At 61.6% G+C, this 25,575-nt stretch carries 29 protein-coding genes; 18 read left to right on the forward strand and 11 right to left on the reverse strand.

Annotation, left to right across the window (positions count from 1 at the left end; translation table 11 throughout):
• Positions 1–23 precede the first annotated feature (23 nt).
• The 4 genes from IGB42_RS15495 to IGB42_RS15510 all read left to right on the forward strand — a co-directional run bounded on the left by IGB42_RS15495 (position 24) and on the right by IGB42_RS15510 (position 2,570).
• Positions 24–1,514, forward strand: coding sequence for a YifB family Mg chelatase-like AAA ATPase (locus IGB42_RS15495; RefSeq protein ID WP_159673265.1), 1,491 nt, complete (start codon positions 24–26; stop codon positions 1,512–1,514).
• A 34-nt stretch (positions 1,515–1,548) separates the two neighbouring features.
• A complete protein-coding gene (locus tag IGB42_RS15500; RefSeq protein ID WP_159673267.1) occupies positions 1,549–1,806 on the forward strand; it encodes a hypothetical protein in 258 nt (85 codons plus the stop codon).
• A gap of 84 nt (positions 1,807–1,890) precedes the next feature.
• On the forward strand, positions 1,891–2,214 hold the full coding sequence (locus tag IGB42_RS15505) for a hypothetical protein (protein WP_159673270.1): 324 nt from the start codon (positions 1,891–1,893) through the stop codon (positions 2,212–2,214).
• Complete coding sequence (locus IGB42_RS15510; RefSeq protein WP_159673273.1) at positions 2,214–2,570, forward strand: hypothetical protein; 357 nt, start codon at positions 2,214–2,216, stop codon at positions 2,568–2,570. The genes IGB42_RS15505 and IGB42_RS15510 overlap by 1 nt, the downstream gene beginning before the upstream one ends.
• 17 nt (positions 2,571–2,587) lie before the next feature.
• Here IGB42_RS15510 and IGB42_RS15515 read toward each other — a convergent pair whose 3' ends face one another.
• Entirely contained in the window at positions 2,588–2,947 is a 360-nt protein-coding gene (locus tag IGB42_RS15515) for a hypothetical protein (RefSeq protein WP_159673276.1), read from the reverse strand.
• Between the two features lie 253 nt (positions 2,948–3,200).
• On the opposite strand from IGB42_RS15515, the gene IGB42_RS15520 reads away from it, so the two are divergent.
• Positions 3,201–3,698, forward strand: coding sequence for a hypothetical protein (locus IGB42_RS15520; protein ID WP_159673278.1), 498 nt, complete (start codon positions 3,201–3,203; stop codon positions 3,696–3,698).
• A 238-nt stretch (positions 3,699–3,936) separates the two neighbouring features.
• On the opposite strand, the gene IGB42_RS15525 is transcribed toward IGB42_RS15520, so the two are convergent.
• From IGB42_RS15525 to IGB42_RS15545, 5 genes are all read right to left on the reverse strand, one after another.
• On the reverse strand, positions 3,937–4,908 hold the full coding sequence (locus IGB42_RS15525) for a GlxA family transcriptional regulator (protein WP_159673281.1): 972 nt from the start codon (positions 4,906–4,908) through the stop codon (positions 3,937–3,939).
• On the reverse strand, positions 4,905–5,249 hold the full coding sequence (locus IGB42_RS15530; RefSeq protein ID WP_236822605.1) for a cupin domain-containing protein: 345 nt from the start codon (positions 5,247–5,249) through the stop codon (positions 4,905–4,907). The genes IGB42_RS15525 and IGB42_RS15530 overlap by 4 nt, the downstream gene beginning before the upstream one ends.
• Positions 5,243–6,487, reverse strand: coding sequence for an MFS transporter (locus IGB42_RS15535; protein ID WP_201799959.1), 1,245 nt, complete (start codon positions 6,485–6,487; stop codon positions 5,243–5,245). The genes IGB42_RS15530 and IGB42_RS15535 overlap by 7 nt, the downstream gene beginning before the upstream one ends.
• A complete protein-coding gene (locus tag IGB42_RS15540) occupies positions 6,484–6,882 on the reverse strand; it encodes a 4-oxalocrotonate tautomerase family protein (protein ID WP_159673284.1) in 399 nt (132 codons plus the stop codon). Before IGB42_RS15540 ends, IGB42_RS15535 begins: the two co-directional genes overlap by 4 nt.
• A 223-nt stretch (positions 6,883–7,105) precedes the next feature.
• The gene (locus IGB42_RS15545; RefSeq protein WP_201799960.1) at positions 7,106–8,464 is read right to left on the reverse strand and encodes a DUF2252 domain-containing protein; all 1,359 of its coding nucleotides are present in this window, start codon (positions 8,462–8,464) and stop codon (positions 7,106–7,108) included.
• A gap of 199 nt (positions 8,465–8,663) precedes the next feature.
• Between IGB42_RS15545 and parE the strand changes: the two genes are divergently transcribed.
• From parE to IGB42_RS15560, 3 genes are all read left to right on the forward strand, one after another.
• A complete protein-coding gene (parE, locus tag IGB42_RS15550) occupies positions 8,664–10,637 on the forward strand; it encodes a DNA topoisomerase IV subunit B (RefSeq protein WP_159673287.1) in 1,974 nt (657 codons plus the stop codon).
• Positions 10,634–12,109 (forward strand): AAA family ATPase, encoded by a 1,476-nt coding sequence (locus tag IGB42_RS15555; protein WP_159673290.1) that lies wholly within the window; start codon positions 10,634–10,636, stop codon positions 12,107–12,109. The genes parE and IGB42_RS15555 overlap by 4 nt, the downstream gene beginning before the upstream one ends.
• Before the next feature lie 298 nt (positions 12,110–12,407).
• The gene (locus IGB42_RS15560; protein ID WP_159673292.1) at positions 12,408–13,313 is read left to right on the forward strand and encodes a phosphotransferase; all 906 of its coding nucleotides are present in this window, start codon (positions 12,408–12,410) and stop codon (positions 13,311–13,313) included.
• 46 nt (positions 13,314–13,359) lie between these two features.
• Here the strand turns inward: IGB42_RS15560 and IGB42_RS22455 are convergent, their stop codons facing one another.
• The gene (locus IGB42_RS22455; RefSeq protein ID WP_255461501.1) at positions 13,360–14,676 is read right to left on the reverse strand and encodes a methyl-accepting chemotaxis protein; all 1,317 of its coding nucleotides are present in this window, start codon (positions 14,674–14,676) and stop codon (positions 13,360–13,362) included.
• On the opposite strand from IGB42_RS22455, the gene IGB42_RS15570 reads away from it, so the two are divergent.
• From IGB42_RS15570 to IGB42_RS15580, 3 genes are read left to right on the forward strand one after another with little or no spacing between them, the layout of a single operon-like run.
• Positions 14,566–15,111, forward strand: a complete 546-nt coding sequence (locus tag IGB42_RS15570; RefSeq protein WP_159673294.1) for a nucleoside 2-deoxyribosyltransferase — start codon at positions 14,566–14,568, stop codon at positions 15,109–15,111. The two genes, IGB42_RS22455 and IGB42_RS15570, sit on opposite strands and share 111 nt — an antisense overlap.
• A 5-nt stretch (positions 15,112–15,116) precedes the next feature.
• On the forward strand, positions 15,117–17,519 hold the full coding sequence (gene parC / locus IGB42_RS15575) for a DNA topoisomerase IV subunit A (RefSeq protein WP_159673296.1): 2,403 nt from the start codon (positions 15,117–15,119) through the stop codon (positions 17,517–17,519).
• Positions 17,519–18,046: a D-alanyl-D-alanine carboxypeptidase family protein gene (locus IGB42_RS15580; protein ID WP_159673298.1), complete on the forward strand. Its 528-nt coding sequence runs from the start codon at positions 17,519–17,521 to the stop codon at positions 18,044–18,046. The genes parC and IGB42_RS15580 overlap by 1 nt, the downstream gene beginning before the upstream one ends.
• 45 nt (positions 18,047–18,091) lie before the next feature.
• Here IGB42_RS15580 and IGB42_RS15585 read toward each other — a convergent pair whose 3' ends face one another.
• On the reverse strand, positions 18,092–18,595 hold the full coding sequence (locus IGB42_RS15585) for a DUF1993 family protein (protein WP_159673300.1): 504 nt from the start codon (positions 18,593–18,595) through the stop codon (positions 18,092–18,094).
• Between the two features lie 143 nt (positions 18,596–18,738).
• Here IGB42_RS15585 and IGB42_RS15590 point away from each other — a divergent pair, with 143 nt between their 5' ends.
• A complete protein-coding gene (locus IGB42_RS15590; RefSeq protein WP_159673302.1) occupies positions 18,739–18,909 on the forward strand; it encodes a hypothetical protein in 171 nt (56 codons plus the stop codon).
• 11 nt (positions 18,910–18,920) lie between these two features.
• On the opposite strand, the gene IGB42_RS15595 is transcribed toward IGB42_RS15590, so the two are convergent.
• The 3 genes from IGB42_RS15595 to IGB42_RS15605 are packed head-to-tail and all read right to left on the reverse strand — an operon-like array spanning position 18,921 to position 21,146.
• Positions 18,921–19,496: a chloramphenicol phosphotransferase CPT family protein gene (locus tag IGB42_RS15595; RefSeq protein WP_159673304.1), complete on the reverse strand. Its 576-nt coding sequence runs from the start codon at positions 19,494–19,496 to the stop codon at positions 18,921–18,923.
• Between the two features lie 31 nt (positions 19,497–19,527).
• Complete coding sequence (thiE, locus tag IGB42_RS15600) at positions 19,528–20,133, reverse strand: thiamine phosphate synthase (protein WP_159673306.1); 606 nt, start codon at positions 20,131–20,133, stop codon at positions 19,528–19,530.
• Positions 20,133–21,146 (reverse strand): hydroxymethylpyrimidine/phosphomethylpyrimidine kinase, encoded by a 1,014-nt coding sequence (locus tag IGB42_RS15605; RefSeq protein WP_159673308.1) that lies wholly within the window; start codon positions 21,144–21,146, stop codon positions 20,133–20,135. Before IGB42_RS15605 ends, thiE begins: the two co-directional genes overlap by 1 nt.
• 66 nt (positions 21,147–21,212) lie before the next feature.
• Between IGB42_RS15605 and IGB42_RS15610 the strand changes: the two genes are divergently transcribed.
• The 6 genes from IGB42_RS15610 to hemL are packed head-to-tail and all read left to right on the forward strand — an operon-like array spanning position 21,213 to position 25,539.
• Positions 21,213–21,377 carry a rubredoxin gene (locus tag IGB42_RS15610; RefSeq protein WP_159673310.1) on the forward strand — a complete coding sequence of 55 codons (165 nt, stop codon included), beginning with the start codon at positions 21,213–21,215 and terminating at the stop codon, positions 21,375–21,377.
• 26 nt (positions 21,378–21,403) lie between these two features.
• On the forward strand, positions 21,404–22,297 hold the full coding sequence (locus tag IGB42_RS15615; protein WP_159673312.1) for a M48 family metallopeptidase: 894 nt from the start codon (positions 21,404–21,406) through the stop codon (positions 22,295–22,297).
• 3 nt (positions 22,298–22,300) lie between these two features.
• The gene (locus IGB42_RS15620; protein WP_159673314.1) at positions 22,301–22,723 is read left to right on the forward strand and encodes a CopD family protein; all 423 of its coding nucleotides are present in this window, start codon (positions 22,301–22,303) and stop codon (positions 22,721–22,723) included.
• Between the two features lie 29 nt (positions 22,724–22,752).
• Positions 22,753–23,790, forward strand: coding sequence for a hypothetical protein (locus tag IGB42_RS15625; protein WP_159673316.1), 1,038 nt, complete (start codon positions 22,753–22,755; stop codon positions 23,788–23,790).
• Complete coding sequence (locus tag IGB42_RS15630) at positions 23,790–24,251, forward strand: CYTH domain-containing protein (protein ID WP_159673318.1); 462 nt, start codon at positions 23,790–23,792, stop codon at positions 24,249–24,251. Before IGB42_RS15625 ends, IGB42_RS15630 begins: the two co-directional genes overlap by 1 nt.
• Before the next feature lie 7 nt (positions 24,252–24,258).
• The gene (gene hemL, locus IGB42_RS15635; protein ID WP_159673320.1) at positions 24,259–25,539 is read left to right on the forward strand and encodes a glutamate-1-semialdehyde 2,1-aminomutase; all 1,281 of its coding nucleotides are present in this window, start codon (positions 24,259–24,261) and stop codon (positions 25,537–25,539) included.
• Positions 25,540–25,575 lie beyond the last annotated feature (36 nt).

Genomic DNA, 25,575 nt, shown 5'->3' on the forward strand with positions numbered 1-25,575 from the left:
GCGTTGCCGCCCTGAATGATTCCATGTCCCTCGCCATCGTCCACAGCCGCGCCCTGGTTGGCCTGGCTGCGCTGCCTGTCGCTGTTGAAGTCCACCTTGCCAACGGCTTGCCCTCATGCAATCTGGTCGGCTTGCCCGAGATCGAAGTCAAGGAAAGCCGTGACCGCGTACGCGCAGCGCTGACGGTAGCCGGGTTCGATTTCCCCGCCCGCAAGATCACCGTCAACCTGGCCCCGGCGGATTTGCCCAAGTCATCCGGCCAGTTCGATCTGGCCATTGCCATCGGCATTCTTGCCGCCAGCGGACAGATCCCGGCGGACAAGCTCAAGGATTACGAGTTCGCTGGCGAACTGGGCCTGGCCGGCGATCTGCGCCCGGTGCGCGGCGGCCTGGCACTGGCACGCGCGGCGTTTGGCGCGCAGCGGAAATTGGTGCTGCCGATGGAAAGCGCACAGGAAGCTGCGCTCTACCCGGGCGCAGAAGTGCTCGCCGCCAGCCATTTGCTGGAAGTATGCCGGCACCTCGCCAGCAACGAAGCGCTGACCATACCGGAACCCGCTGCCATCAGTGCGGAACCGCTCTACCCGGATCTGCGCGAAGTGCGTGGCCAGGTGCACGCCAAGCGCGCACTGGAAATCGCCGCTGCAGGCCGCCATTCGCTCCTGTTGATCGGCCCGCCGGGCACCGGCAAATCCATGCTGGCGCAACGGCTGCCCGGCCTGCTGCCACCGCTGGAAACCGACGAAGCGCTGGACGTTGCCAACGTGCAATCGCTGTCGCACAGCGGCTTCGACATCAAGCGCTTCGGCCAGCGTCCTTACAGATCACCTCATCACACGGCATCGGCCGTGGCCTTGGTAGGAGGGGGTGCGATTCCGCAACCCGGCGAAATATCGCTCGCCCACCATGGCGTGCTGTTCATGGATGAACTGGTCGAGTTCGACAGAAAAGTACTGGAAGTACTGCGCGAGCCGCTGGAAACCGGCAGCATCCATATCAGCCGCGCCGCACGCGCGGTGGAATTCCCGGCCCGCTTCCAGCTGGTGGCCGCGATGAACCCGTGCCCGTGCGGCTACCTCGGCCACAGCAGCAAACCGTGCCGCTGCAGCCCGGAGCAGATTGCCCGCTATCGCGGCAAACTATCCGGCCCTTTTCTCGACCGGATCGATCTGCTGGTGGAAGTACCCGCATTGCCCGAAACCGCCTTGCTCAACGCCGCCGATGGCGAATCCAGCCACGCGGTACGCCAGCGTGCGCATGCCGCCCACGGCCGTGCGCGCACGCGCCAGGGCAAGGCCAACGCTGCGCTCAGCGCAGCAGAAATCGATACCCACTGCGCGCCGGACGCCGCCGGCCGGGCATTGCTGCAAACCGCACTGAGCAAACTGGGTCTGTCCGCCCGCGCTTATCACCGGGTCTTGAAGGTGGCACGCACCATTGCCGATCTGGCTGGCAGCGAAGCGATCCGCAGCGCGCATATTGCCGAAGCGATCCAGTACCGGCGCGCGCTGTAGATTTTCATGGGAAGCCCACATAAGGCATGTACTTATGGCTACTGACAAAGAGATCGCAATACGCAGTCTGGATTTGCGGGCACGCGGCCAGGATTATCCGCTGCTGAAAATCCCGGGCTACCGGGAATGGTCCGAACGCAAGCTGGCAGAAGGCGAATCAGCGGATCTGATCGCCAATCTGGATGCGACAGCCATGTTTCTGCGACCGGAGGACATTGCAACCGTTACGCAAGATGAATTCGAGGAAATGCTGGCCGATCTGAAAGATCAGATCGACGATGACGATGGTTGATGATCCCAACTTGCGCCAAAGAAATCTGCAGTTCAGCAGCAAATTGCATATATCAAGCAACCTTCAAGCAAGCAGGAAACAGTAATGACTCCGGAAGAATTCATTCAAGAGTTCGTGCAGCTCAAAAAGCAGCTGGAAGAGGGCTACTTCGGCCAAGATCCGAGAACCTCGAGAGTGAAAATGCTCGCGGAAGCAGGCATGGATGAATCGCAAAGGGCGCTGGTAAAAACGATCGTCTCGTCGGTGCTGACCGATGCGTTGTACACGGTGCTGCTCGGCCTGGACGGCTGCGCAGCGATAGGTGACCGGCAGACGCCCTTCCAGTTGCATGATGACGAGAATAATCTCCTGACGGGCGATCTGGAAAGCCACGCGTGGGAGTACTTCCACGGCGATCAGGCGTGTTGATGATTGGTGCCGGTGAGTTCGTTACCCGGATCAATAACGGGAGTTTTCTGCGCGAGCTATTCTCCAGCGAGCAAAACTGGGATGCCATGCTGGATGCAAGGGATTCGCCCTGCTTCGATGCAGCATGGTGCGCAGCCTTTGCAGCGGTTCAGCCAGATGGCGCAGAAAGCAGCCTCGCAAAGGAAGTCAGGGAAACGGTCTTCAAGGAGGTATTGCAGCTGACTGGTCATGCCGAGCTGGCCGGGTACGCGTCCGATGATTTTAGCCTCATCATTGCAACCATCGAGAGACACCAGCGCAACGATTTCGTGGAGATGCTGTGGCACAGCTATCTATCGCGGCAATTTCCGCATTGAGGCTGCGATAGCCGGTATTACCCCATCCGCCCACTCAACGGCAGCGACTGCCCGAACCACTCCAGCCGCTGCTGCCACGGCTTGGCAAGGTAGGCAGGTACATGCCGGTTGATGGCGCGGCCGAACAGTGCCTGGGTTACGCGCCACTGGTCTTGCGATAGCGGCCGCAAAGGCGGGCACTCTTCACTGGGCAGGCGGTAGCTTTCACCATCCAGCGCGGCGTACCAGAAGGCGATCAGGCGCCGGCGCAACCGGCCGGGTTCGGCCTGGCTCATCATGGCGGCGAACAGCGGGTGCTGGCGCAGGGCGGCGATGAAATCGTCGATGACGACCTGCAGTGTGGGCAGGCCGATGGCTTGGGCAAGGCGTTGCATCATGGGGCGCTCGGTATGGCTGGCAATCCGCGATAGACCCGCCAAAACCGCCACCGTTGCGTGATTAGTCACACAGCCTGGCGCGAACAGCTGTCACACAGCAAGGGAAGTTCGCTAGCGCGAGCGGGCAAAGCGGCTTTCTGTAGAATATTTCTGCTGCCATTGGTGTTCAGGGGCACTGGCATCAACTCGGGTTGCGGGCGATAAATCGCCGATATGTCGTTTCCATTTACCCATTTCAAGGTCTCTACTTTTTATGGCACTCCATCCTCAGCTCGACGAGCTGATCCACGGCGTGCTCCCCATGGTTCAGGACTTTCATCGCAAAGGTATGTTTGCACCCCACGCCGCCACGATAGACGATAAGGGAAAATTGTCAGGCCACGCATTAACAACCGACGGCACCACTCAGTTTTCTGTTGCGCAAGCTCTCGAGCATTTTGAGAACACGTTTGCATTGCAGGCGAAATCCGGGGAAATTCAGGCTGCGAGCATTTTCTACCATTCACCGGGCATCGGCGGGTCGACTGGCAAGGTCCAGCTACCTCCCGCCATCACGACAGATGAATGCAGAACCATCGTGGCGTTGCTGGAGCATTCTTCGGGTGACTCTGTGTACCTGCTTATCCCGTACAACGGTCAACCGCCTCAAATCGAGTACGGTATTGGCAAGCTGATCGAGAAGCCTGCAAAGATGTTTCTCTGCAAGCCAGGTTCAGGGAGCAAGCCGTGGTGGAAGCTATGGCGAGGCTAGATAGCCCGTTCCGCCCCGGGCCAGCCATTGCGCGTTGGCCGCTGCACCGAGCTAATTGACGCTGCGCGAATGCCGGCAACGCGTAACTTCTTCCCGATTGATCAGATTGCCAATTCCTGGGTGATCGGCGGGGCAAAATCACACGCTTGAAAGTTGTTTGGAATCTTGCTGGATCGTTCCGTCAAGCAGCCGCTGGAAGACGCCCGTGCTGATGATGATGCCGGAAAAGGCGCAATACTCAGGCTGCCACCTGCACGCCAAAGCGCTCGCGGTATTGCAGCGGGTTCAACCCCATATGGCGCTGGAACACGCGGCGCAAGTTCTGTTCGTCGCCAAAACCGCATGCCGCGGCAATGCGCTTGAGCGGCCAGTCCGCGTGGATCAGTTGCTGCATGGCGGCTTCCAGCCGCATCAGTTCAACCCCGCGTGCGGGGGTGTTGCCGGTTTTGGCGGTGTAGTGACGGGCAAAGCTGCGCGGGCTCATATGGCTGCGCTCGGCCAGGGTTTCCACCCGCAGATCTGCCGCCAGGTGTGCGGCCATCCAGGCATGCAAGTCGGCAAACTGCGCATCGCTGCTTTGTGCGGACAGCGGCGCGCTGAACTGCGATTGCCCGCCGGGGCGCTTGATGAACACCACCATCTGCCGCGCTACCGTCATCACTGCCGCATGGCCCAAGTCTGCCTCCACCAGTGCCAGCGCCAGGTCGATGCCGGCGGAAATGCCGGCAGACGTCCACACCGGGCCATCGTGCACGTACAGCGCATCCGGCTCGATCTGCACGCTGGCGTCCGCAGCGTGCAGCTGCTGCACATAGCGCCAGTGCGTGGTGGCGCGGCGCCCGCCCAGCAAGCCGGCATACGCCAGGATGATGGCCCCTGTGCATACCGATGCAATCCGCTGCGCGCGTGGCGCCAGCAGCGCGGTGGCCGCAGCCACGCCTGCAACTGCAGGCTGCGCCTCCACGCCGCCGGGTACCACCAGCGTATCGATCGCGTCATCGCCCAGCGCGGCAAATGCTTCCGTATGCATCACCACGCCGGATGAGGTACGCACCGGCCCGCCATGCGCGGACACCAGCATGATGCGGTACGGCTCGGCGGCACCTGCCGGGCGGTTGCGGCACGGTTGCGAGAACACCTCGATCGGCCCGGCCACATCCAGCACGTTCACGTCGTCATACAGCAGGAACACCACCAGCTTGCCCATCATTCGCTCCCCTTGCGCTCGATCACCAGGATGCGCGCCTCGCCCAGCGGCATGGCCAGGTGCGCGGTACCGGTAGCCGCATAGAACACATCGCCCACGCCCAGCCGCACACATTGCTCGCCATCCTCGTCGCGGTACAGCATGTCCACCCGGCCATCCAGCACCGCAAACACTTCATCACCGTCGTTCACATGCCAGTGGTAGGGCGTATCGGTCCAGTGCAGGCGCACCGTGGCGGCATCGATTTGCGCCAGCTCCAGCGCCCCCCATGCCCTGTCCGCGGTAAACCCTGCCGCATGCACCATGCCGGTTTGCATCCGCTCCGCAAATTCATTGTTCAGCATGCAACCACCTTGCGGCGCCCATCCAGCTGCCAGTACAGCGTGGCCAGCACGGGGATCAGCAACAGCGGCAATGCAAGCTGGTTCAATGTGGCCCAGCCCAGATGCTGGATCAGCGGCGCGGCGGCGGCCGAGCACAGCGCGGTGAATGCGCCGGTAGTGAATTCAGCGGTGCTTTGCGTTTTGGCACGCTCGCTGGGCCGGTACGCCTGCGCCAGCAAGGTGGTGCCCGCCACGAACATGAAATTCCAGCCCAGCCCCAGCAACAATAGCGATCCATAGAAAAACGGCAATGCGTTCGATGCCTGCCCGGTGAGTGCGCATGCGGCAATCAGCACCGCCCCGCTCATGGCCACCAGCGCCGGGCCCAGCCGCTGGATCAGCCAGCCAGAGAAAAACGATGGCGCAAACATGCCCAGCATATGCCACTGGATCACCCCGGCGCCGTCATCGATGCCGAAGCCGCATGCGATCATTGCCAGTGGCGTAGCGGTCATCAAACAGATCATCACGCCATAGGCGACCACGTTGTTGGCCAGCGCAGCAATGAACACCGGCTGAGCGATGATCTCGCGCAGCGGCCGGGCGGGGCGGCTGTCCTGCTGCTGCGCGGCGTGCGGCTGCACATCCCGGTACAGCCACAGCAACAGCGCCATCGACACGATGCCGAACAGGCAGGCCAGTGCATACGCGCCGGCAAACGCCACATGTGGCACCCAGCCTTGCGAGATCCGCGCCAGCAGCGGCCCGCACACAGCGGCCACCACGCCGCCGGTCAGCACGGTGGCAATGGCGCGGCTCTTGGCTGCGGCATCCACGTTATCCGCCGCTGCCAGCCGGTAATAGCCGGCAAACGCCTGGAATACCCCGATGCACGCGGTGCCCACGCAAAACAGCCAGAAATCTTGCCGGTACATCGCCAGTACCGAGGTGGCCGCCCCCAACGCGCCGATACCGGCACCGGTGGCAAAGCCCAGCCTGCGGCCCACCTTCTGCTGCCAGTGCGGCGACACCAGCGCCGTCAGCATGCTGGCGATGGTGATCAACGCAAACGGCAGCGTGGCCAGCGCCTTGTCCGTGGCCAGCGTGTAGCCGGCCAGCCCGGTCAGCGTCAGGTCGATGGAGATGGCCGCTACATACAGCGCCTGGCACGCGGTAAGGGTACGGATGTTGCGGCGTGCCACCGCACTGACCGGTGCACCGGCTGGCCGGCCGGCGCTGGCCGCTTCAGCCGCGCTCACAGCGGCAGCGCCTGCACGTAGCGGTATTCCTGCGTCTTCCCCTGCCAGCCCCAGGCATCGGCACGCACATCGTCCACCAGTACATAGCTGGCCGCCTGCAGCGTGCCGAACTCCCGCTCGAACGCGGCAAATACCTCGCGCACGTAGCGGGCTTTTTCATCCTTGGTATTGGTGCCATCGGTCACCTTGATATCCAGGTAGAACGACGGCGCCTGCCCGCTGAGTGCCTTGCCGCCGATGAACCACTGCGACGCCGGCACGTACTCGACCGCGATGGCGGTCAGCTCGCGCTTTTTGCCCAGGATGGTGTGAGTCAGCTCGGTAAGAATGTCCGCAGCGCGTTCGGCGGTTTGCTGCGAGGGTTCCACTGTGAGTTTCAGATTGAGATAGGGCATGGCACACGCTCCTTGAATCCTGATCCGGCAATATGCCGGGGCACGACCTCACTATCGCACGAGCCCATTTGGCACAACAGACAACAAAGCATCAATTTCTGCCAATTGCTTGCCTTGGTGCCAAAGAAAAAGGGCAGTGCATCACGCACTGCCCTTCATCAACCGTCAATCAAAGCGCCTGCAGGCCGGCGGCCGCCACATCCCGGCCGCCAGCCCGTTGCGATCAATACAGCGGTGTACCTGCTGCATACGCCGATTTGAACGACGCCCAATCCAGCGCAACCTGATCCGCATAGCTGAATGCAAAGGCTACGATTTCCGCCTGCAGGCCGCTCTTGCTGGTGATGGCCGTGGTCACTTCGGCATCGATGCCGTATGGCACCACGGTGTTGTCGTAATCCTTGTCCGCCAATGCATGCGCACTGGCCAGCGCCTGCCCGACCGGCGTCATCGCGGTGGTGAACTTGCTGCTGGACGACAGATCCGTGTAGTCGAAGTCTTCCTGGAATGGCGATTTCTCGTGGATGTAGTACGGCTGGCTGTTGATGGTGGTGGAACCGATCAGCACGTCCGCATTGATCACTTGCGCCTTGGCAGTGCGCGCTACGCGGTTGCCTTCGTTACCGGCGTATGCCGACATCGGCAACTGGCCCGGCAGCACGGTGGCAACGGCGCTGCTGGTGGCTTGCTTCACTTCCAGGATCACGTCGTCGCTGGTGGATGTGCTCGGGCCCTCGATCAGGATGTAGTAACGCATGCGGCCCAGGCTGCCGGTACCCGAACCCAGCTTCTGGTGGATATCCTTCACCGTGTAGAAACTGGCAGCGTACTGCTTGCCCGGCGCAATCGACGAAATGTACGCCGGCACGGCACCGGCAATCATGTTGTAGGTGCCGCTGGTCACGGTCACCAGGTCGGATTTGTTCTGGAAGGTGCGGGTGCTGCCGCTCACGCTGGTGTATTTGGACAGCAGGTCGGCACGGGTATTGCCGTCCGCATCGGTGATGTTGGTTTTGACCACGCCACTGGTGTTGCTGGAAATCAGCTGGAAGGTCTTTTCATCATCGTTGCCCTTGAACGCCGACATCTTGTCGACATACGCGCCGACGAAGGTATTGATCGCGGTGGTGATGTTGCTGTCGGACAGGCCGTTTTCACGTCCGGCCAGTACGATGCTGGTGGCCATGCGGCGCACGTCCCACACGTATTGGCCCAGATAGCCTTCGTCGAAGTCGTTCACGCTGAAGTTGGATTTGCCGCTGCTGTCGCGCTGCGAACCCACGTTGGCCAAGTGGGTATCACCGCCCAGCCAGGTGTAGGCAGTGGTGCTGGTGGTATAGCTCGATGCCGGCAGCGTGGCCGTATCCTTGAAGAAGATATGGTTGGTACCACGGTAGAAGTAGAACGCGCTGCTGTTCATCTTGCTCATCTTGGTGGCCAGTTCATTGCTGGCCTGCGCGGCGTACGGATGGTTGTAGTTGTAGATTTCCGTCGTGACGAAGCTGGGGCGCGACGTAGCGGCAAAAGCGGTCGGTACCGCAACGCACAGGGCAAGGGCCAGATGTTTGATGTTCAGCTGCACAGGTTTACTCCGGGGGTTGGTGCCAGCGCGGACGCTTTCAAAGCGCAGGCATTAGGGAAAGCCCGTATTCAGCCAGCGGCGGATGACAGCCTGAAGACATCCACATGACATGCATATTGCGTACCGTACAGGCTGCAAAAGGGGGCTTGCGCGCTGTGCTATCCTTGCCCGGATAAATCCCACCCGTTTCACGTGAAACATGAGCACACCGCGCTACGACGAATCAGCAGTTAAAGTCCTCAAGGGTCTCGACCCGGTCCGCCATCGGCCGGGCATGTATACCCGCACCGATAATCCGCTGCATATCTGCCAGGAAGTGATCGATAACGCCGCCGACGAAGCACTCGGCGGTTTTGCCAAGTCCATCGCCGTCACGCTGTACCGCGACCAGAGCATGAAGGTGGTCGATAACGGCCGCGGCATCCCGGTGGGCATCCACCCGGAAGAGGGGGTGCCCACCGTGCAGGTGGTGTTCACCCAATTGCACGCCGGTGGCAAATTCGACAAGAAAGACGGCGGCGCGTATGCGTTCTCCGGCGGCCTGCATGGCGTGGGCGTATCGGTCACCAATGCGTTGTCCACGCTGCTGCAGGTGGAAGTAAAGCGCGATGGCGACATCAGCCGCATCGTATTCGGCGATGGCGAGGTGAAAGAGCCGCTGAGCGTGATCGGCAGCTGCGCCAAGAAAGACACCGGCACCACGGTGACCGTGCGCCCGGATCCCAAGTACTTCGACGCACCGAACATCCCGCAGGGCGAGCTGGAACACCTGCTCAAATCCAAGGCGGTATTGCTGCCCGGCCTGATCGTTACGCTGGATGTGGAAGCGGCCACTGGCGAGTTCATCCACAAGGAATGGTGTTACCCGGATGGCCTGACCGGCTACCTGGCCGAGCAGATTGCCGGCTATACGCCGATCACGCCCATCCTCACCGGCGAGAAATACATCGACAACATCGATGAGACGTTCTCCAAAGGCGAAGGCTGCGCGTGGGCGTTGAGCTGGACCGAAGACGGCCTCGTCAACCGCGAATCGTATGTGAACCTGATCCCCACGCCGGCTGGTGGCACGCACGAATCCGGCCTGCGCGATGGCGTGTTCCAGGCGGTGAAGACCTTCATCGAATTCCACAGCCTGCTGCCCAAGGGCGTGAAGCTGCTGCCCGAAGACCTGTTCGGCCGCTGCTCGTTCGTGCTCAGCGCCAAGGTCCTCGATCCGCAATTCCAGGGCCAGACCAAGGACAAGCTCACCAGCCGCGATGGCCTGAAGCTGGTGTCCACCATGGTGAAATCACCGTTCGAGCTGTGGCTGAACGAGCATGTGGAGCTGGGCAAGAAGCTGGCCGAGCTGGCGATCCGCGCCGCGCAATCGCGGCAGAAGAACGCCACCAAGGTGGAAAAGAAAAAGTCCTCCGGCGTGGCGGTGCTGCCGGGCAAGCTCACCGATTGCGCCAGCGACGAAGGCGAGCGTTGCGAGCTGTTCCTGGTGGAAGGCGATTCCGCCGGCGGCTCGGCCAAGATGGGCCGCGACAAGGATTTCCAGGCCATCCTGCCGCTGCGCGGCAAGGTACTCAATACTTGGGAAGTGGACAAGGACCAGATTTTTGCCAACAACGAGGTGCACGACATTGCCGTGGCACTCGGGGTTGATCCGCACGGCCCCAACGACACGCCGGATCTGTCCGGCCTGCGCTACGGCAAGCTCATCATCATGTCCGATGCGGACGTCGATGGCTCGCACATCCAGGTGTTGTTGCTGACGCTGTTCTACCGGCATTTCCCCGGCCTGATCAAGCACGGCCACGTTTACGTGGCGCAACCGCCGCTGTTCCGCGTCGATGTGTCCGGCAGCGGCAAGAACAAGCCACCACGCAAGTTCTACGCGCTGGATGAAGGCGAGCTGACCGCCATCCTCGACAAGCTGCGCGCCGAGAAAATCCGCGAAGGCGCCTGGAGCATTTCGCGCTTCAAGGGCCTGGGGGAAATGAACGCCGAGCAGTTGTTCGAAACCACCATGAACCCGGATACCCGCCGCGTGCTGCGCGTGGGCGTGCCGGACGACGTCACTACCAACACGCGCGAGCTGATGAACATGCTGATGGGCAAGGGCGAAGCCAGCAGCCGCCGCGCTTGGCTGGAGGCGCGCGGCAACGAAGTCGAGGCCGACCTGTGAGCGCGGAAGCCATCAAGCAGCTGAAGCTGTTCTGGGATTGCGGCTATCCGGTGGTACTGGCGGAAACCACGCAGGAGCTGGCCACGCTCAAGCTGGTGGAGCAGTTTGCCAACCTGGAGCGGCTGAATTGCCACGTGTGGAGCGCCGCCGACGGCTTGCGCCAGGGCAATGGCGGTGCCAGCGATTACGATACGCAGCCGCTGGATGCCGCGTTGAGCCACATCGACAGCACGCCGCGTGGCGGCGTGTACATCTTCCTCGATCCGCACCCTTATCTGGATAACGCGGTGACCTTGCGGCGGCTGCGCGAAGTGGCGCAGGAGCACGAGCGTACCGAGCGCATGCTGGTGCTGATCGCGCCCAAGCTGGATCTGCCGCCGGAGTTGACCGTGCTGGCCGCGCATTTCAGTGCGCCGGTAGCCGATGGCGCTGCCATCAGGAAAATCATTTCCGACGAAGCGCTGCTGTACCAGCGCGACCATGGCAGCGCGCCGCGCGCCGACGAAGCGGTCTACCAGCTGATGGTGCAATACCTGGCCGGCACGCCGGCCGATGTCGCGCGCCGGCTGATCCGCCAGGCATTGCGCAACGACGGCATGCTCACGCGGGATGACCTGGCGCCCATCCTCAAGCAGAAGCAGCAGATCGTCGGCCAGAATTGCCTGCAGTTCGAGTTTCCGGATAGCCGGCTCGATGAGCTGGGTGGCTTCCTCAATCTGAAGCGCTGGCTGTCGCTGCGCCGCAACGCCTTCCTGCAGCCGCTGGAGGGCATGGAAGCGCCCAAGGGGCTGTTGCTGCTGGGCGTGCAGGGCAGCGGCAAGAGCCTGGCCGCCAAGGCCGTAGCAGGCAGCTGGGGCTTGCCGCTGTTGCGGCTGGATTTTGGCGCGCTGTACGACAAATTCCATGGCGAAACCGAGCGCAACCTGCGCCAGGCACTGGCTACCGCCGAACACATGGCGCCGTGCGTGCTGTGGATCGACGAGATCGAAAAGGGCCTCGCCGGCGACTCGGGCGGCGAGAGCGATGGCGGCGTATCACGCCGCGTGCTGGGCACCTTGCTCACGTGGATGAACGAGCGCAAGGCATCCGCCTTCGTGGTGGCCACCGCCAACGACGTGGGTGTACTGCCGCCGGAACTGCTGCGCCGCGGCCGCTTCGACGAAATCTTCTTTGTCGATCTGCCGGACGATGCCGCACGCGCGGCGATCTTCCGCAGCCATCTGGCGCGGCGCAAGCATGACCTGGCCAGCTTTGACCAGGCGGCGTTGCTGGCCAGCAGCATGGGGTTCTCCGGCGCGGAAATCGAAGCTGCGGTGCGCACCGCGCTGATCGAGGCGCACGCAGCATCGCGCAAACTGGCGCAGGCCGACCTGATCGTAGCGTTGCAGAACACCCGGCCGCTGTCGATATTGCGGGCTGAAGACCTGGCCGCACTGCGCGCATGGGCCAGCGAGCGCACGATCCCGGTTTAAGCACCGACAACAAAACCCTGTGGCGGCCGTTTTGCGCAGACGGCGAGCCGGGGGCGCCGAGCCGGGGGCCAAGCATCACTGGCCGTACATGTTGCACTGCCTGCGTGTCGCATGCCTCGTCGGCCACGCCTCGCCGGCCGCGCCTTGCCAGCTGCATTTCATCGGGTAGCGGCCCCGGGTATCGGGCAGCCTTGGCTTGGCAATGTGATTCCAGAACAAGCCGGTTGCGAAGGACGAACATTCCGGCTGATTACGCAAAAAGAGTATATTAGGCAAAACCAATATTCTCTGAGCCATCATGCCGGAACTTGATCCACCCATACTCGACTGGTTGCGCCAGCGCTCGCTTGCCTGGTTTGGCGAGGCCCCCGTGGTGCAACAAGTATTCAACGGCTTCTATGGCCAGGTGTGCGTGCTGCGGCTGGCCAATGGCGAACAGCGCGTGGTCAAGCGCTTCCGCACTGCCGGGCTGGCCGAGCGTGAAGCGCGCGCCACCCGGCTGCTGCGGCAGATGACACCGGCAGCCATCGTGGTGCCGGAGATCCTGCGCTTCGAAACCGTGGCGGAAGGCGGCTGGGATGCGTTCGTGATGAGCTTTGTGGCCGGCGTGAATTCATCCGAAACCCCGCTGGAACACGCGGATGCGCTGGCGGAGGAAATCGTCACGCTGCAGCGCCACTGGCATGCGCAGCGGGGCAGCGGCTTCGAAGACCTGGATGGCCGCAGCTACCCCAACTTTGCGGCCAGCTACCGTGCCTACTTGCAGCCGCGTTGCGCATTCCTCGAACACGCGGATGGCTTCAGCGCCGGCCTGAAAACCGCGCTTTTCGCCACACTGGATGATCTGGATACATTGCTGGCACCGCTGGCCAATGATCCGCCCAGCTTTATCCACGATGACGGCCATGCCGGCAATTATCTGGTCGACCCGGCTACGTGGCGGCTGGTGGCGGTGATCGACCCGGCTGCAGCACGCTTCTCGCATCGCGAGCTCGATCTCTTCCACCTGCCCGATGCCCGAGCCGATTTCCGCCTGCTGGAGCGCTACCAGGCGCAAACCACCATGCCGGAAGGCTGGCCACTGCGGCGCTGGGTATTCAGCATCTGGGACGATATCAAGCACGCCGAATTCACCGGCTGGCGCGATACCGCGTGGTTTGAAAAGAAACTGGCGGAGTTTGCCGCGGTGCGCGTCAGCGCCTGAGCCGGATGGCGCATGCGGGGCGCATTGCCCGCAATCACGTCAATGATCAGTCTGCGGCCAGCTCACGCGCCAGATCATCCAGCGCCGCCAGCGCAGACTGGCTGGCGCTTTCCATCTGCCGCGCCGCAGCGGTTGCTTCATCCAGCGCCTTAGCATCGAAGGCGCGTATCGCCTGTGCACCCGCTTGGCTGGTGCTTTGCAAGGCCTTGCCCAGGTTGCCGTAGCTGCGCAACTTCGCGGTGCGCGCCTTGATGGCCGGGTCAGCCAGCCACTGCGCCAGCTCGCCTTGTGCCAGTACCGTCAGCGCCGCTTCGGCATCCAAATCACCGCTGCCGAACAGCCGCACATACACGCGCGCCTTGTAGCGCTGCAATGCCAGCTTGGCCAGTTCCAGCATCTGCGTGTCGCCGTGGCGGCTGATGCGCGCGGCCAATTCTGCTGCGCTGTTGCCGGCATCGCGCATGCTGCTGGCAGCAGCCACGCCTTGCTGGCCGTGCTCATCCGCAGCCACGCTCAGTGCCTGCATGGTGCTGCGCGCAGCCTGCGTGCCATCGTGGATGGCAGTGACAATCACCGCGATTTCACCCGCTGCGCTATTGGTGTTCTCGGCCAGCTTGCGTACTTCATCGGCCACCACGGCGAAGCCACGACCCGCCTCGCCGGCGCGCGCCGCCTCGATCGCCGCATTGAGTGCCAGCAGGTTGGTCTGCTTGGCAATGCCCTGGATCAATTGCACGAAATTGACGATCTCGCCAGAACGGCGGTCAAGTTCATCGATCGCATATGCGGATGCCTGTGCAGTTTGCCCCAACGCAATCAGCTGGTCTGCCAGTGCACCTGCTTCCTGGCTACTGGCTTCGGCCTGTGCCGCGGCACGCTGTGCGGCGGCGTTTTCATCGGCAAATGCGCTGTTGACCACCACCGCGCTGCGCTCGATCTGCGCGAAGGTCGCGTCGAAACCGGCCAGTTGCGCAAACAGCTCGCGGTATTGGCCGTTGACGGTAAGCAGGTGTGCGTTGAGCTGCCGGTCCAGCAGTTCAAGAAAGTGCGTATCACGGTCGTGCCTGGCCACCAGCGCCTGCAGGCGGCCGTTCTCGTCCTGCAGTTCGCGCAGCTGTGCTTCCAGCGTGGGGCGATGATGATCATGATTGCGCGGCACGCAATTCCTCCGTTCCGCAGCATTGACGCTGCCGGTTTTTCTGCGTGTCAGTATAGTGGATGCTTGTTCATTCTTGCGCAGTGGAAATCCGCGATGACCGAGTTTATGCCGCGTCTCTACCTTGCCGGCCCGGGCGTGTTCCGCAGTGATGCGCTGGCCTGGGGGCAACGGCTGCAGGCGGCATGCCGGGCCGTTGGCTGGCACGGCCTTTATCCGCTCGATAGTACGGTGCCGGCGCTGGACAAGCCTGCGCAACGCCGCTGGATCTTTGCCGCCAATTGCCGGCTGATCAGCGATGCGGATGCGGTGTTCGCCGACATGCGTGCGTTCCGCAGCGGCAGCGAGCCCGATAGCGGTACCGCGTTCGAGGCAGGCTATGCGCACGCGCTGGGCAAGCCGGTTTACCTGTGGCTGCCGGCCGCGCTGGCCGGCATCGATATGCGCCGCCGCATCGGCAGTCATGTGGATGCCGCAGGCTACGCGGTAGAGGATTTTGCCGCGCCGCTCAACCTGATGCTGTGGGAGGCTGCCAGCGGCATCATCCATGCCGATGAGCCCGAAACCGCGTTGATGGAACTGGATAAGGTTTCACGTGAAACACGCAGCTCGCTACAATCTGCGCCTAAGCAATCAAAGTGATCACCATGAGCCAAGATCAAGACCTGCTCGACCCTGTATTGAATGAAGACCCCAACGCCGAAGAAGCCGCTCCAGAGCCCGCCAGCGGGCAGGGTAGCGGTGGTGGCCGCTTCATCGCCGCGCAGGCATCCGCCACTGCGCCGGACGATGGCGAATCGGTACAGCTGGGCTTGTATGCAGAGAAGAGCTATCTGGAATATGCAATGAGCGTGGTGAAGAGCCGCGCATTGCCACAGGTGGAAGACGGCCAGAAGCCGGTGCAGCGCCGTGTGCTGTTCACCATGCATGAGCTGGGCCTCGTCGCTGCCGCCAAGCCGGTGAAGTCCGCGCGTATCGTTGGTGAGGTGCTGGGTAAGTATCACCCGCATGGTGACCAGTCTGCGTATGACGCGCTGGTGCGTATCGCCCAGGATTTCTCGCTGCGCTATCCGCTGATCGATGGCCAGGGCAACTTTGGCAGCCGCGATGGCGATGGCGCAGCGGCAATGCGCTACACCGAAGCGCGGTTGACGCCGATTGCCGAGCTGCTGCTGTCCGAGCTGAAAATGGGCACTGCAGACTTTGTGCCCAACTACGATGGCGCGTTCGAAGAACCGGTGCTGCTGCCGGCGCGTTTGCCCATGCTGCTGCTCAACGGCGCATCCGGCATTGCAGTGGGCATGGCCACCGAAATGCCGTCGCACAACCTGGGTGAAGTGGCCGATGCCACGGTGGCATTGATCAAGAACCCGGATCTGGATCTCGCCGGCATCCTTGAATACATCAAGGGGCCGGATTTGCCGGGCGGCGGCCAGATCATCTCGTCGCGCCGCGATATCCAGGCCGCGTACGAGAATGGCCGCGGCAGCCTGAAAGTACGTGCCCGCTGGGAGAAGGAAGATCTGGCACGCGGCCAGTGGCAGATCGTGGTGACCGAGTTGCCGCAGGGTGCCTCTTCGCAGCGCGTACTGGAAGAGATCGAAGAGCTGACCAACCCCAAGGTCAAGAAAGGCAAGAAGGCGCTCACGCAGGAACAGCAGCAAACCAAACAGCTGGTCCTGTCGATGCTGGACCGTGTACGCGATGAATCCGGCCGCGAACAGGCAGTGCGGCTGGTGTTCGAGCCCAAGTCATCACGGCAAAGCCCAGACGAGCTGATGAATCTGTTGCTGGCGCATACCTCGCTGGAAACAGGTCTGTCGCTCAACTTCGTCACTATCGGCCGCGACGGCCGGCCAGGGCAGAAGTCGCTGAAGAACCTGCTGGCGGAGTGGATTTCCTTCCGCTTCGATACCGTCACGCGCCGTACCGAACACCGGCTGGGGCAGGTGAACGACCGCATCCATATCCTGGAAGGCCGGCATATCGTCTTCCTGAATATCGATGAAGTAATCCGCATCATCCGCGAAAGCGACGAGCCCAAGCCGGCGCTGATTGCCCGCTTCAACCTGAGTGACCGGCAGGCGGAAGACATCCTGGAAATACGCCTGCGCCAATTGGCACGGCTGGAAGGCATCAAGATCGAGCAGGAGCTGGCCGAGCTGCGTGGCGAAAAAGGCGAGCTGGAAAACCTGCTCGCCAACCGCCTGGCAATGCAGAAGCTGATCATCAAGGAAATCGAAGCAGACCGGAAAAAGTTTGCCGATCCGCGCCGCACGCTGATTGAGGAAGCCGAGCGTGCATCGCTGGAAGTGGCGGTGGTGGACGAGCCCACCACACTGATCCTGTCCGAAAAGGGTTGGCTGCGCGCTCGCCAGGGCCACGGCATCGATATACAGAACCTGGCATTCAAGGATGGTGATGCGCTGCATTCCGCCATCGAATGCCGCACCGTGGATAACCTGGCGCTGGTGGGCAGCGACGGTCGCGTATACACCATCCAGGCGGCCGTGGTGCCGGGTGGGCGTGGCGATGGCGTGCCGGTGACCACGTTGGTAGAGCTGGTAGCCAAGACGCGCATCGTACAGATGCTGACCGGGCAGGGCAGTGACAAGCTGGTGATCGCCAACACCGCCGGTTACGGCTTTGTGTGCCAGTTCGATAACCTGCTGTCGCGCCAGAAGGCCGGCAAGGCATTCATCACCGTCGAAGAAGGTGAATCGCTGCTGCGCATCTCCAGCTTTGTTCCACGTGAAACATCGCTGGTGGCGTGTCTTTCCAAGGCCGGCAAGCTGCACTTGTTCCCGTTGGCAGAATTCAAGCAGCTGGCGGGCGGTGGCAAGGGCGTGCAAACCATGGCGCTGGACGACAAGGACGTGCTGGCTGCCATTACCGTGTGCGATGGCGAAACCCTGCGCCTGACGGGTACCGGCCGCGGCGGCAAAGCCACCGAGCTGAAGCTGGATGCCAACGAGATGGCGCCGTATGTGGGCAAGCGCGCACGCAAGGGTAAGCCGATCAACGCCGGCCTCAAGTTCCCGGGCTTCTGATGCGGGATGACTTGCGCGATACCTGGCAGCTGCTGGGCATCAGCGAAGCAGTATTCGCCGCCAAAGCGCTGCAGGTTTACGAGGAAGCCGGCGAACTGGTGGACGTGGAAACCGGCGACGATGGGCGCGTCTGGCAACTGGTACCCGCCGCCGCCAATGCGTGGTTACGCATGCAGGCCGCTGCCGCACGGAAGGGCATCACACTGCGCATCGCTTCCGCCTACCGCAGCAGTGCCCGGCAAACCGAACTGATACAGCGCAAGCTTGCCGCCGGCGAACCCATCGACAACATCCTGCAGGTCCTGGCCCCACCGGGCTGCAGCGAACACCACACCGGCCGCGCGGTGGATATTTACCAGCCGGGCGGGCCGGTAGCCGAAGCGGCGTTCGAGGAAACCGGCGCATTTGCCTGGCTGGCAACGCATGCGGGTGAGCATGGTTTTACGCTGTCCTTCCCGCGCGGCAACGCGCAGGGCTATGTGTACGAGCCATGGCACTGGTGCTATCGGGGCACGGGCGACGTATGAAAAAAACGGCGCTCAAGGCGCCGTTTTCATTGGGGGGAGATCTGTTCAGACGCCGCCGAGGTAATCCGTCTTGCCCAGCGGCAAACCGATGTGACGCAGGATTGCGTACGTGGTGGTCACGTGGAAGTACACGTTCGGCAGCGCGTAGTGCACCAGGTAGAACTCGCCTTCCAGCGGCTTCTCCGGCATCCATGGCAGGATCACCTGTTTGCCGGCAACATCGTTCAACGCATCGGCAGGGATGCCCTTGAGGTAGGCCAGCGTGGATTCGATGCGTGCCTTCAATTGCACAAAGCTGGTTTCGTCATCGGCAAAGCGCGGTGCATCGATACCGGTGAGGCGCGCAATCGAACCCTTGGCCTGGTCGGTGGCGATCTGGAACTGCTTGATCAGCGGCAGCATGCTCGGGTACAGCCGCGTTTGCAGCAGCACGCCTTCGTCGATATTGTTGGCAGCGCTGAACGCAATGGCCTTGTCGATGATGGGCAGCAGATTGCCCAGCATGCGGGAATAGACCGGAATGGAAATCTGGTAGTAGGACAGGTTCACAACAACTCCTTGGGTCTTGGGTCGGGAATGCAGTTTGAAACGATGCAACGATGATTTGCGCCGACAAGTGGCCTGATGTTTTTGCCGGGATGACCCGATATAACCATCAGGGCGGGCAACAAACCGCCATGGAGGATCAACCGATGCGCTTTGCCATACACCCGGTGTGGAATACCACCGCATCACCAAGCACGCTGCGCTACGGCCTGTATCTGGTTGGCACACAGGGCGAGCGCGAAGTTGCCCGCGCGGATTCCATGCCCATCATCGAACAGCTGCGCAATGCCTTGCTATCCTGTATGAGCCGGCCATAGACTGGGCAGCCTTAACCGATATTGAACGCTTCCAGTGTTGCCAGCGCACCATGCAGCTGAGGCTGGCCCTCCAGCCACTGATGTACGGCAGCCGCAGCCGCATCCGGCGCTACGCTATCGGTACTGATTTCAAAATCATAAATCATGTGTTCATGCACGCGGTGATACTCCCACTGTGCAGAGCCCTGTGCCCGGTCACCACGCTGCCGCTCCCGCGTCTGCAGCGTATCCAGACCGCAATGCACAGCCACCAGCGCCTGGCTGTAACCCGCCAGCTCGGTCAGCAACTCGCGCTTTTCTTCCTTGTCGCACCATGCGTTATCGATGATCAGCTTCAGGCCCGCCTGCAGCAGGCTGGGCAATGCATAGTGATAGGCGCGCACCAGCGCGGCCCAGTCATAGCCATTGCGGGTGATGATCTCGCCACGCTGCATTTTCAGCAGGTCTGAAGGCGGCAGGGCATACAGGATGCTGTCGATGCTGAAATTCAGATACTGCTCGCTCAGCCGTTCCTGCAGCGCATGTGCCAGCGCGCTCTTGCCGGAAGAACTGGTACCGTTCAATACGATGACTTGCGGAAGACTCATCAACACGATTCCTGATACGGCCAATGTTGTTTCACGTGAAACACGCGCTGAAGCGGCGCGCGGCAGCGTTGATATCCGGCGCTTCGAACAACGCGCCAATCACCGCGATGCTGTCAGCACCCGCAGCAACCACCATTGCGGCGTTGGCGGTGTTGATACCGCCAATGGCCACGCGCGGCACACCCAGCCCGGCTGCCTGACCAAACAGATCCAGCGCAGCAGGCACCGCCTGCGGCTTGGTCGCGGATGGAAACACTGCGCCAAATGCGATGTAATCGGCACCGGCTGCTACTGCCGCACGCGCAAACTCGATGCGGTCATAACACGATGCACCCAACAGCTTGCCAGCCGGCAAGCGCGCGCGCGCGGCGGCCAGATCGCCATCGCCACCGCCCAGGTGCACGCCATCGGCATCCACCGCCAATGCCAGTGCGACATCATCATTGATGATGAAGATCGCACCGTGGCGCTGCGCCAGCGCGCACAACGCCCGTGCTTGCTCCAGCGCCAGCGCTGCATCGGCCAGTTTGTTGCGGTACTGCAGGGTGGTCGCACCGCCGGCCAGCGCAGTTTCACACGCAGTGACGAGGCGTGGGGTATCAAGCCAATCCGGTGTGATCGCGTACAAGCCGCGCATCAGGCACCCTTGGCGCTGATCTGATCCGCTGCGTGGTCTGGCGCAGCATCGCTCGCAGCATCGGCTGCCGCAGCATCGGCTGCCGCAGCATCGGCTGCCGCAGCATCGGCTGCGGCGTCATCGGCGGCCGCATCGCCGTCCTGCGTTGCCGCATCCGCTTCGGCCTTGGCCACATCTTCAGCCAGTGCGGCAGCTACTTCCTCATCAGACGGGCGCGCCCAGAACATGCGGTCCGGAATGATCTGGCCCATGCCGGGGCGGAAGCCGCCAGACAACGCTTGCCAGGTATATTCCTGCGCATCGCGCACTGCCTGGCTGAGTTCTACGCCACTGGCAATCGCGCCGGCAATCGCTGCGGTCAGCGTGCAGCCTGCACCGTGGAAGCTGCCGGGCAGGCGGTCCCAGCTATCCGCGCGCACGCGGCCGTTGCCGCTGAACAGCGTGTTGGTGACCTTGGGCGTGTTCTCGTGCGTGCCGGTGATCAGCACGTATTCGCAGCCGCAATTGAGCATGCGCTGCGCTGCGGCATCGAGCGGCATATCTTCCTGCTCGTCCGCATCATCGCTGGCCAGCCGGCGTGCCTCGATGCTGTTCGGCGTCACGATCAGCGTATGCGGCAGCAATAGCTCGCGCATGGCGGCAATCAGCTCATCGGTGGAATATTCATCACTCTCGCCGCTGGACAATACCGGCTCCAGAATCAGCGGGATTTCCGGGTAATCGGAAGCGATCTCCGCGATCACCGTGAGGTTTTCTATGCTGCCGACAAGGCCCACCTTGATGGCATCGATGCGCATGTCTTCCAGGATCAGCCTGGCCTGGTCTTCCAGCCAGTCGGGTTCAACCGGCTGGAATTCCTGCAGGCCGGCGCTGTCCTGCACCGCAATGGCCGTGATGACGGGTAGCGGATGGCAGCCCAGCGAGGCCAGCGCCAGGATGTCTGCAGTCAGGCCAGTGCCGCCGGAAGGATCATTGCCGGCAAATACAAGAACGAGCGGGGGAGTGGGATTCATGCCGGGGAGACTTCGAGGGGTTTGGAGTAGAATTCCGATTCTAAACCAGCCAGGAATGCACTCCGAATGAAAAAGTACATGTGTTTGATTTGCGGCTTCATTTACGACGAAGCAGAGGGCCGCCCCGAAGACGGCTTGGCGCCTGGCACGCTGTGGGACGATGTGCCGATCAACTGGACCTGTCCGGATTGCGGTGCACGCAAGGACGATTTCGAGATGGTCGTGATCTGATCACCAATCAAGTACGGAGAATGCGGATGAAGAAATTGTTGTTGGCGACCAGTGTCGCCGCGCTGATGGCCGGTACGCTGGCTGGCTGCCAGAACGTCAGCACCACAGGTGCCGGCGCTACCAATGTGAACCGCTCGCAGAACATGAGCATGCTGCTGTCAGAGCAGGATGTGGAAAAGATGTCTGCCGCGTCGTACCAGGAAACGCTGCAGAAAGCGCGTGCACAGGGCGTCCTCAACAGCAATACCGCGATGACCGCTCGGGTACGCGCCATTGCCAGCCGCATCATTCCGCAAACCGGCGTGTTCCGCCCGGATGCACCCAAGTGGGCATGGGAAGTAAACGTGGAAAACAGCCCCGAGCTCAATGCCTACTGCATGGCCGGCGGCAAGATCATGTTCTATTCCGGCATCATCACCCAGCTCAAGCTCACCGATGATGAAATTGCCCAGATCATGGGCCACGAAATCAGCCATGCATTGCGCGAACACAGCCGCGAGCGCATGAGCGAGGCCTACAACAAGCAGCTGGCCATGCAGGGCGTATCGCTGCTGACCGGTGGCAAGTACGACGGTTACATGGATATGGCTGATCAATTGATCGAAGTAGGCTACAGCCTGCCCAACAGCCGCACGCATGAATCGGAAGCCGATACCATGGGCCTGGAGCTGGCCGCACGTGCCGGCTACAAGCCTCAAGCCGCTGTCACGCTATGGCAGAAGATGGCTGCGGCCAACCAGGGCAAGCCGCCGGAATTCCTCTCCACCCACCCGTCCGACGCCACGCGCATCCGTGATCTGCAAGCCAAGATTCCCAATGTGCAGCCTCTGTACGATGCCGCAGCGGCCCAGCCGCAAGCCGCCAACGGCGCAGTCAAACCGGCCAGCGTTGCAGCACCGGCCAAGAAAAAGAAGAAATAAGCGATGGCGTGGGTGAAGGCGTTTCATATCATCTTCGTGGTGAGCTGGTTCGCCGGCCTGTTTTACCTGCCCAGGCTGTTTGTAAACCACGCACAGGTCGAGGATACGACCACGCGCGCGCGGTTGGCGTTGATGGAGCGCAAACTGCTGCGCTTCATGACGCCGCTGGCCGTGCTGGCCGTGGCATTCGGGGCGTGGACCTGGTCTTACTATGGCTTTGCCTCCGGCCCCGGCTGGCGCTGGATGCACGCCAAGCTCACGCTGGTGTTGCTGCTGATCGGCTATCACGGCTGGTGCTGGAAACTGCACGCTGATTTTGCCCGGGGTCACAATACGCGCAGCCACGTGTGGTACCGCGTGTTCAACGAATTGCCGGTGCTGGCGCTGTTTGCGATCGTGATCCTGGTTGTGGTGAAGCCGTTTTGATCAGGGGGCTAGGGCGATTTTTCATCCGCATGCTGGTGTGGCTGGGCTGGGCACTGGCAGCGCTGCTGACGGTGATCGTGATGATTGCCGTGCGCAACCAGTTTGATGAGCCACTGGATGCGAAAACGCAAGCCTGGCTAAAGCTGCAGCTGCAGACGGTGCCACCGGAGCAGAACGGCTTTTACTATCTGTATGGATTTTCGGCAGCAAAAGGCAACCCTGCGATTGCGGGCAAGGCCTGGCTTGACCAGCTGCAAACAGCCCGTAACGAGATCAAGTACAAGCCATTGATAAATTGCCCGGAAAAAGATGGGCCGTGCCTCACTCATGTGCTTGAACATAGCGTGGCGTATCGACAGCGATTGGCCGAAAACGAAATCCTGCTTGATCGCTACCGCACCTTGCTTGCATACAGCCAGTTCGACGAGGTACTCGGTTCAATCGATACCAATGCACCCAATAGCAGCGTCGGCTATACGGCCAATCTCTACCGGGCGCAGATTGCGCTGGATTATGCCGCCGGCAACACTGTTGCCAACCAGCATCTGCTGAGCAACCTGCGTTTCTGGATCATGGCTTTGAAGGGCAGCCGCGCTACGCTGATGGCAATGGTCGCCACCGCTCAAGTAAAACGTACCTTGCGGCTGATTGATGATTTGCAACTGGAGAACCCCGATACATTGAGGCCCATCAGGAAAGAATTGCGCACATTGATGGCGGAACTGCTCCGGATCGATACACGGGCATTGATTGCACAGACCCAGCGCAGCGAATTCTACAAAATGGGGCCGGGATGGGAAAAAGAATCAGTGCACTTGGGGGTTTTTTCGCTTTTCTACCAAGCAAATGCAACACGAAACACGCTCAGACCCTATTTCGAGTTTCCGCGCGCCGTTAGCGTCAAGCCATGCAAACCGGTAGACGTCGTTTTCAATCCCATCAACCCGGTAGGTAGGATATTGATCTGTGAAGTAACACGATACGACATTCAGAAATGCCTCGTGAAAATAGAAAATATCCAGCGTACCGCCGGACGCTTGAACAACGCCTTGCAAGAGCAGCACTGATGGCCACCGAAATCGAACGTAAATTCCTGCTTGCCAATGATAGTTGGCGCAACGATGTGCAAGCGGCAAGCCGCATCGCACAGGGTTACCTGAATACCGATCCGGAACGCACGGTGCGCGTGCGCATCAAGGGCGCGCAGGGCTATCTGACCATCAAGGGCAGGAACAGCGGCATCAGCCGCGCCGAATTCGAATACGAGGTACCGCTGGCGGATGCCGAAGCAATGCTGGCGCTATGTCCGCAGGTGCTGGATAAAACCCGTCACCTGGTGGAATTTGCCGGTTTCACCTGGGAAATCGATGAATTCCATGGCGACAACGCCGGCCTCGTGGTCGCGGAGATCGAACTGCCCACTGAAAGCACCGCGTTCGATCGTCCAGCGTGGCTGGGCCAGGAAGTCTCCGGCGAGGCCTGCTATTACAACAGTGCGCTGTCCACTCACCCCTACAAGAACTGGTAATCCGCTCATGACTACTGCCAACCGCAATGAACAGCTTTTCGAACGTGCCCGCAAACATATCCCGGGCGGGGTCAATTCCCCGGTCCGCGCTTTTGGCTCGGTCGGCGGTACGCCACGTTTTTTCACCCGTGGCGAGGGCGCCTATGTGTGGGATGCCGATGGCAAGCAGTACATCGATTACGTCGGCTCTTGGGGGCCGTTGATCCTCGGTCACGCGCACCCGGCCGTGATTGAAGCCGTCACGCGGGCAGCGCAGCTGGGGCTGAGCTTCGGTGCACCGACCGAAGCCGAAATCGATCTGGCTGATCTGCTGTGCGCATTGCTGCCTTCGCTGGAACAGGTACGGCTGGTTTCCAGCGGGACCGAAGCCACCATGAGTGCCATCCGCCTGGCACGCGGCTTTACAGGCCGCGATAAACTGATCAAGTTCGAGGGCTGTTACCACGGCCATGCCGACAGCCTGCTGGTCAAGGCCGGTTCCGGCCTCCTGACCTTCGGCAACCCGTCGTCTGCCGGCGTGCCGGCAGCAGTGGCCGCCGATACCATCGTTTTGCCCTACAACGATGTTGCCGCGCTGGAAGCACTGTTTGCCGAAAAGGGCAGCGAGATTGCCGCGCTGATCGTCGAACCGGTTGCCGGCAATATGAACCTGGTACAGGCCAGCCCGGCATTCGTCGCGGCGATGCGCAAGCTGACCCACGATCATGGCGCGTTGCTGATTTACGATGAAGTGATGACGGGTTTCCGCGTAGGCCTGCAGTGCGCGCAGGGCCTGCATGGCATCACGCCGGATCTGACCTGCCTGGGCAAAGTGATCGGGGGTGGCATGCCATTGGCCGCATTTGGCGGCCGCGCCGACATCATGAACAAGCTGGCGCCGCTGGGCCCGGTATACCAGGCCGGTACCTTGTCGGGCAATCCGGTGGCGGTGGCTGCCGGCATCGCCACGCTGGGCATACTCAGCCAGCCGGGTTTCTTCGAGCAACTGGCCGAGCGCACGCAGTTTCTGTGTGACGGTTTGAGCAACGCAGCGCGTGAAGCAGGCGTGGCATTTTCCACCCAGGCAGTTGGCGGCATGTTCGGCATCTACTTCAGCGCACACGCACCACAATCCTATGCCCAGGTCATGGCATCAGACCGGGAAGCGTTCAACCGCTTCTTCCATGCGATGCTGGAGCAAGGCGTCTACCTTGCACCATCGGCATTCGAAGCGGGATTTGTATCGATGCAACATCAGATGCACGATCTGGAGCAAACCATTGCTACCGCTCGGCGGATATTTGGCTGAATATTGACCAGACAGCACCCCGGCAACGAATTGCCG

This window comes from Andreprevotia sp. IGB-42, from assembly GCF_009848685.1.
Lineage (GTDB): Bacteria > Pseudomonadota > Gammaproteobacteria > Burkholderiales > Chitinibacteraceae > Andreprevotia.

What these genes read in the sequence shown, in the direction of transcription:
- IGB42_RS15495 (WP_159673265.1), top strand. Translation starts at nt 24, where the DNA reads ATGTCCCTCGCCATCGTCCACAGCCGCGCCCTGGTTGGCCTGGCTGCG.
- IGB42_RS15500 (WP_159673267.1), top strand. Translation starts at nt 1,549, where the DNA reads ATGGCTACTGACAAAGAGATCGCAATACGCAGTCTGGATTTGCGGGCA.
- IGB42_RS15505 (WP_159673270.1), top strand. Translation starts at nt 1,891, where the DNA reads ATGACTCCGGAAGAATTCATTCAAGAGTTCGTGCAGCTCAAAAAGCAG.
- IGB42_RS15510 (WP_159673273.1), top strand. Translation starts at nt 2,214, where the DNA reads ATGATTGGTGCCGGTGAGTTCGTTACCCGGATCAATAACGGGAGTTTT.
- IGB42_RS15515 (WP_159673276.1), bottom strand. Translation starts at nt 2,947, where the DNA reads ATGATGCAACGCCTTGCCCAAGCCATCGGCCTGCCCACACTGCAGGTC.
- IGB42_RS15520 (WP_159673278.1), top strand. Translation starts at nt 3,201, where the DNA reads ATGGCACTCCATCCTCAGCTCGACGAGCTGATCCACGGCGTGCTCCCC.
- IGB42_RS15525 (WP_159673281.1), bottom strand. Translation starts at nt 4,908, where the DNA reads ATGATGGGCAAGCTGGTGGTGTTCCTGCTGTATGACGACGTGAACGTG.
- IGB42_RS15530 (WP_236822605.1), bottom strand. Translation starts at nt 5,249, where the DNA reads ATGCTGAACAATGAATTTGCGGAGCGGATGCAAACCGGCATGGTGCAT.
- IGB42_RS15540 (WP_159673284.1), bottom strand. Translation starts at nt 6,882, where the DNA reads ATGCCCTATCTCAATCTGAAACTCACAGTGGAACCCTCGCAGCAAACC.
- parE (WP_159673287.1), top strand. Translation starts at nt 8,664, where the DNA reads ATGAGCACACCGCGCTACGACGAATCAGCAGTTAAAGTCCTCAAGGGT.
- IGB42_RS15560 (WP_159673292.1), top strand. Translation starts at nt 12,408, where the DNA reads ATGCCGGAACTTGATCCACCCATACTCGACTGGTTGCGCCAGCGCTCG.
- IGB42_RS15570 (WP_159673294.1), top strand. Translation starts at nt 14,566, where the DNA reads ATGACCGAGTTTATGCCGCGTCTCTACCTTGCCGGCCCGGGCGTGTTC.
- parC (WP_159673296.1), top strand. Translation starts at nt 15,117, where the DNA reads ATGAGCCAAGATCAAGACCTGCTCGACCCTGTATTGAATGAAGACCCC.
- IGB42_RS15580 (WP_159673298.1), top strand. Translation starts at nt 17,519, where the DNA reads ATGCGGGATGACTTGCGCGATACCTGGCAGCTGCTGGGCATCAGCGAA.
- IGB42_RS15590 (WP_159673302.1), top strand. Translation starts at nt 18,739, where the DNA reads ATGCGCTTTGCCATACACCCGGTGTGGAATACCACCGCATCACCAAGC.
- IGB42_RS15595 (WP_159673304.1), bottom strand. Translation starts at nt 19,496, where the DNA reads ATGAGTCTTCCGCAAGTCATCGTATTGAACGGTACCAGTTCTTCCGGC.
- thiE (WP_159673306.1), bottom strand. Translation starts at nt 20,133, where the DNA reads ATGCGCGGCTTGTACGCGATCACACCGGATTGGCTTGATACCCCACGC.
- IGB42_RS15605 (WP_159673308.1), bottom strand. Translation starts at nt 21,146, where the DNA reads ATGAATCCCACTCCCCCGCTCGTTCTTGTATTTGCCGGCAATGATCCT.
- IGB42_RS15610 (WP_159673310.1), top strand. Translation starts at nt 21,213, where the DNA reads ATGAAAAAGTACATGTGTTTGATTTGCGGCTTCATTTACGACGAAGCA.
- IGB42_RS15615 (WP_159673312.1), top strand. Translation starts at nt 21,404, where the DNA reads ATGAAGAAATTGTTGTTGGCGACCAGTGTCGCCGCGCTGATGGCCGGT.
- IGB42_RS15620 (WP_159673314.1), top strand. Translation starts at nt 22,301, where the DNA reads ATGGCGTGGGTGAAGGCGTTTCATATCATCTTCGTGGTGAGCTGGTTC.
- IGB42_RS15625 (WP_159673316.1), top strand. Translation starts at nt 22,753, where the DNA reads ATGCTGGTGTGGCTGGGCTGGGCACTGGCAGCGCTGCTGACGGTGATC.
- IGB42_RS15630 (WP_159673318.1), top strand. Translation starts at nt 23,790, where the DNA reads ATGGCCACCGAAATCGAACGTAAATTCCTGCTTGCCAATGATAGTTGG.
- hemL (WP_159673320.1), top strand. Translation starts at nt 24,259, where the DNA reads ATGACTACTGCCAACCGCAATGAACAGCTTTTCGAACGTGCCCGCAAA.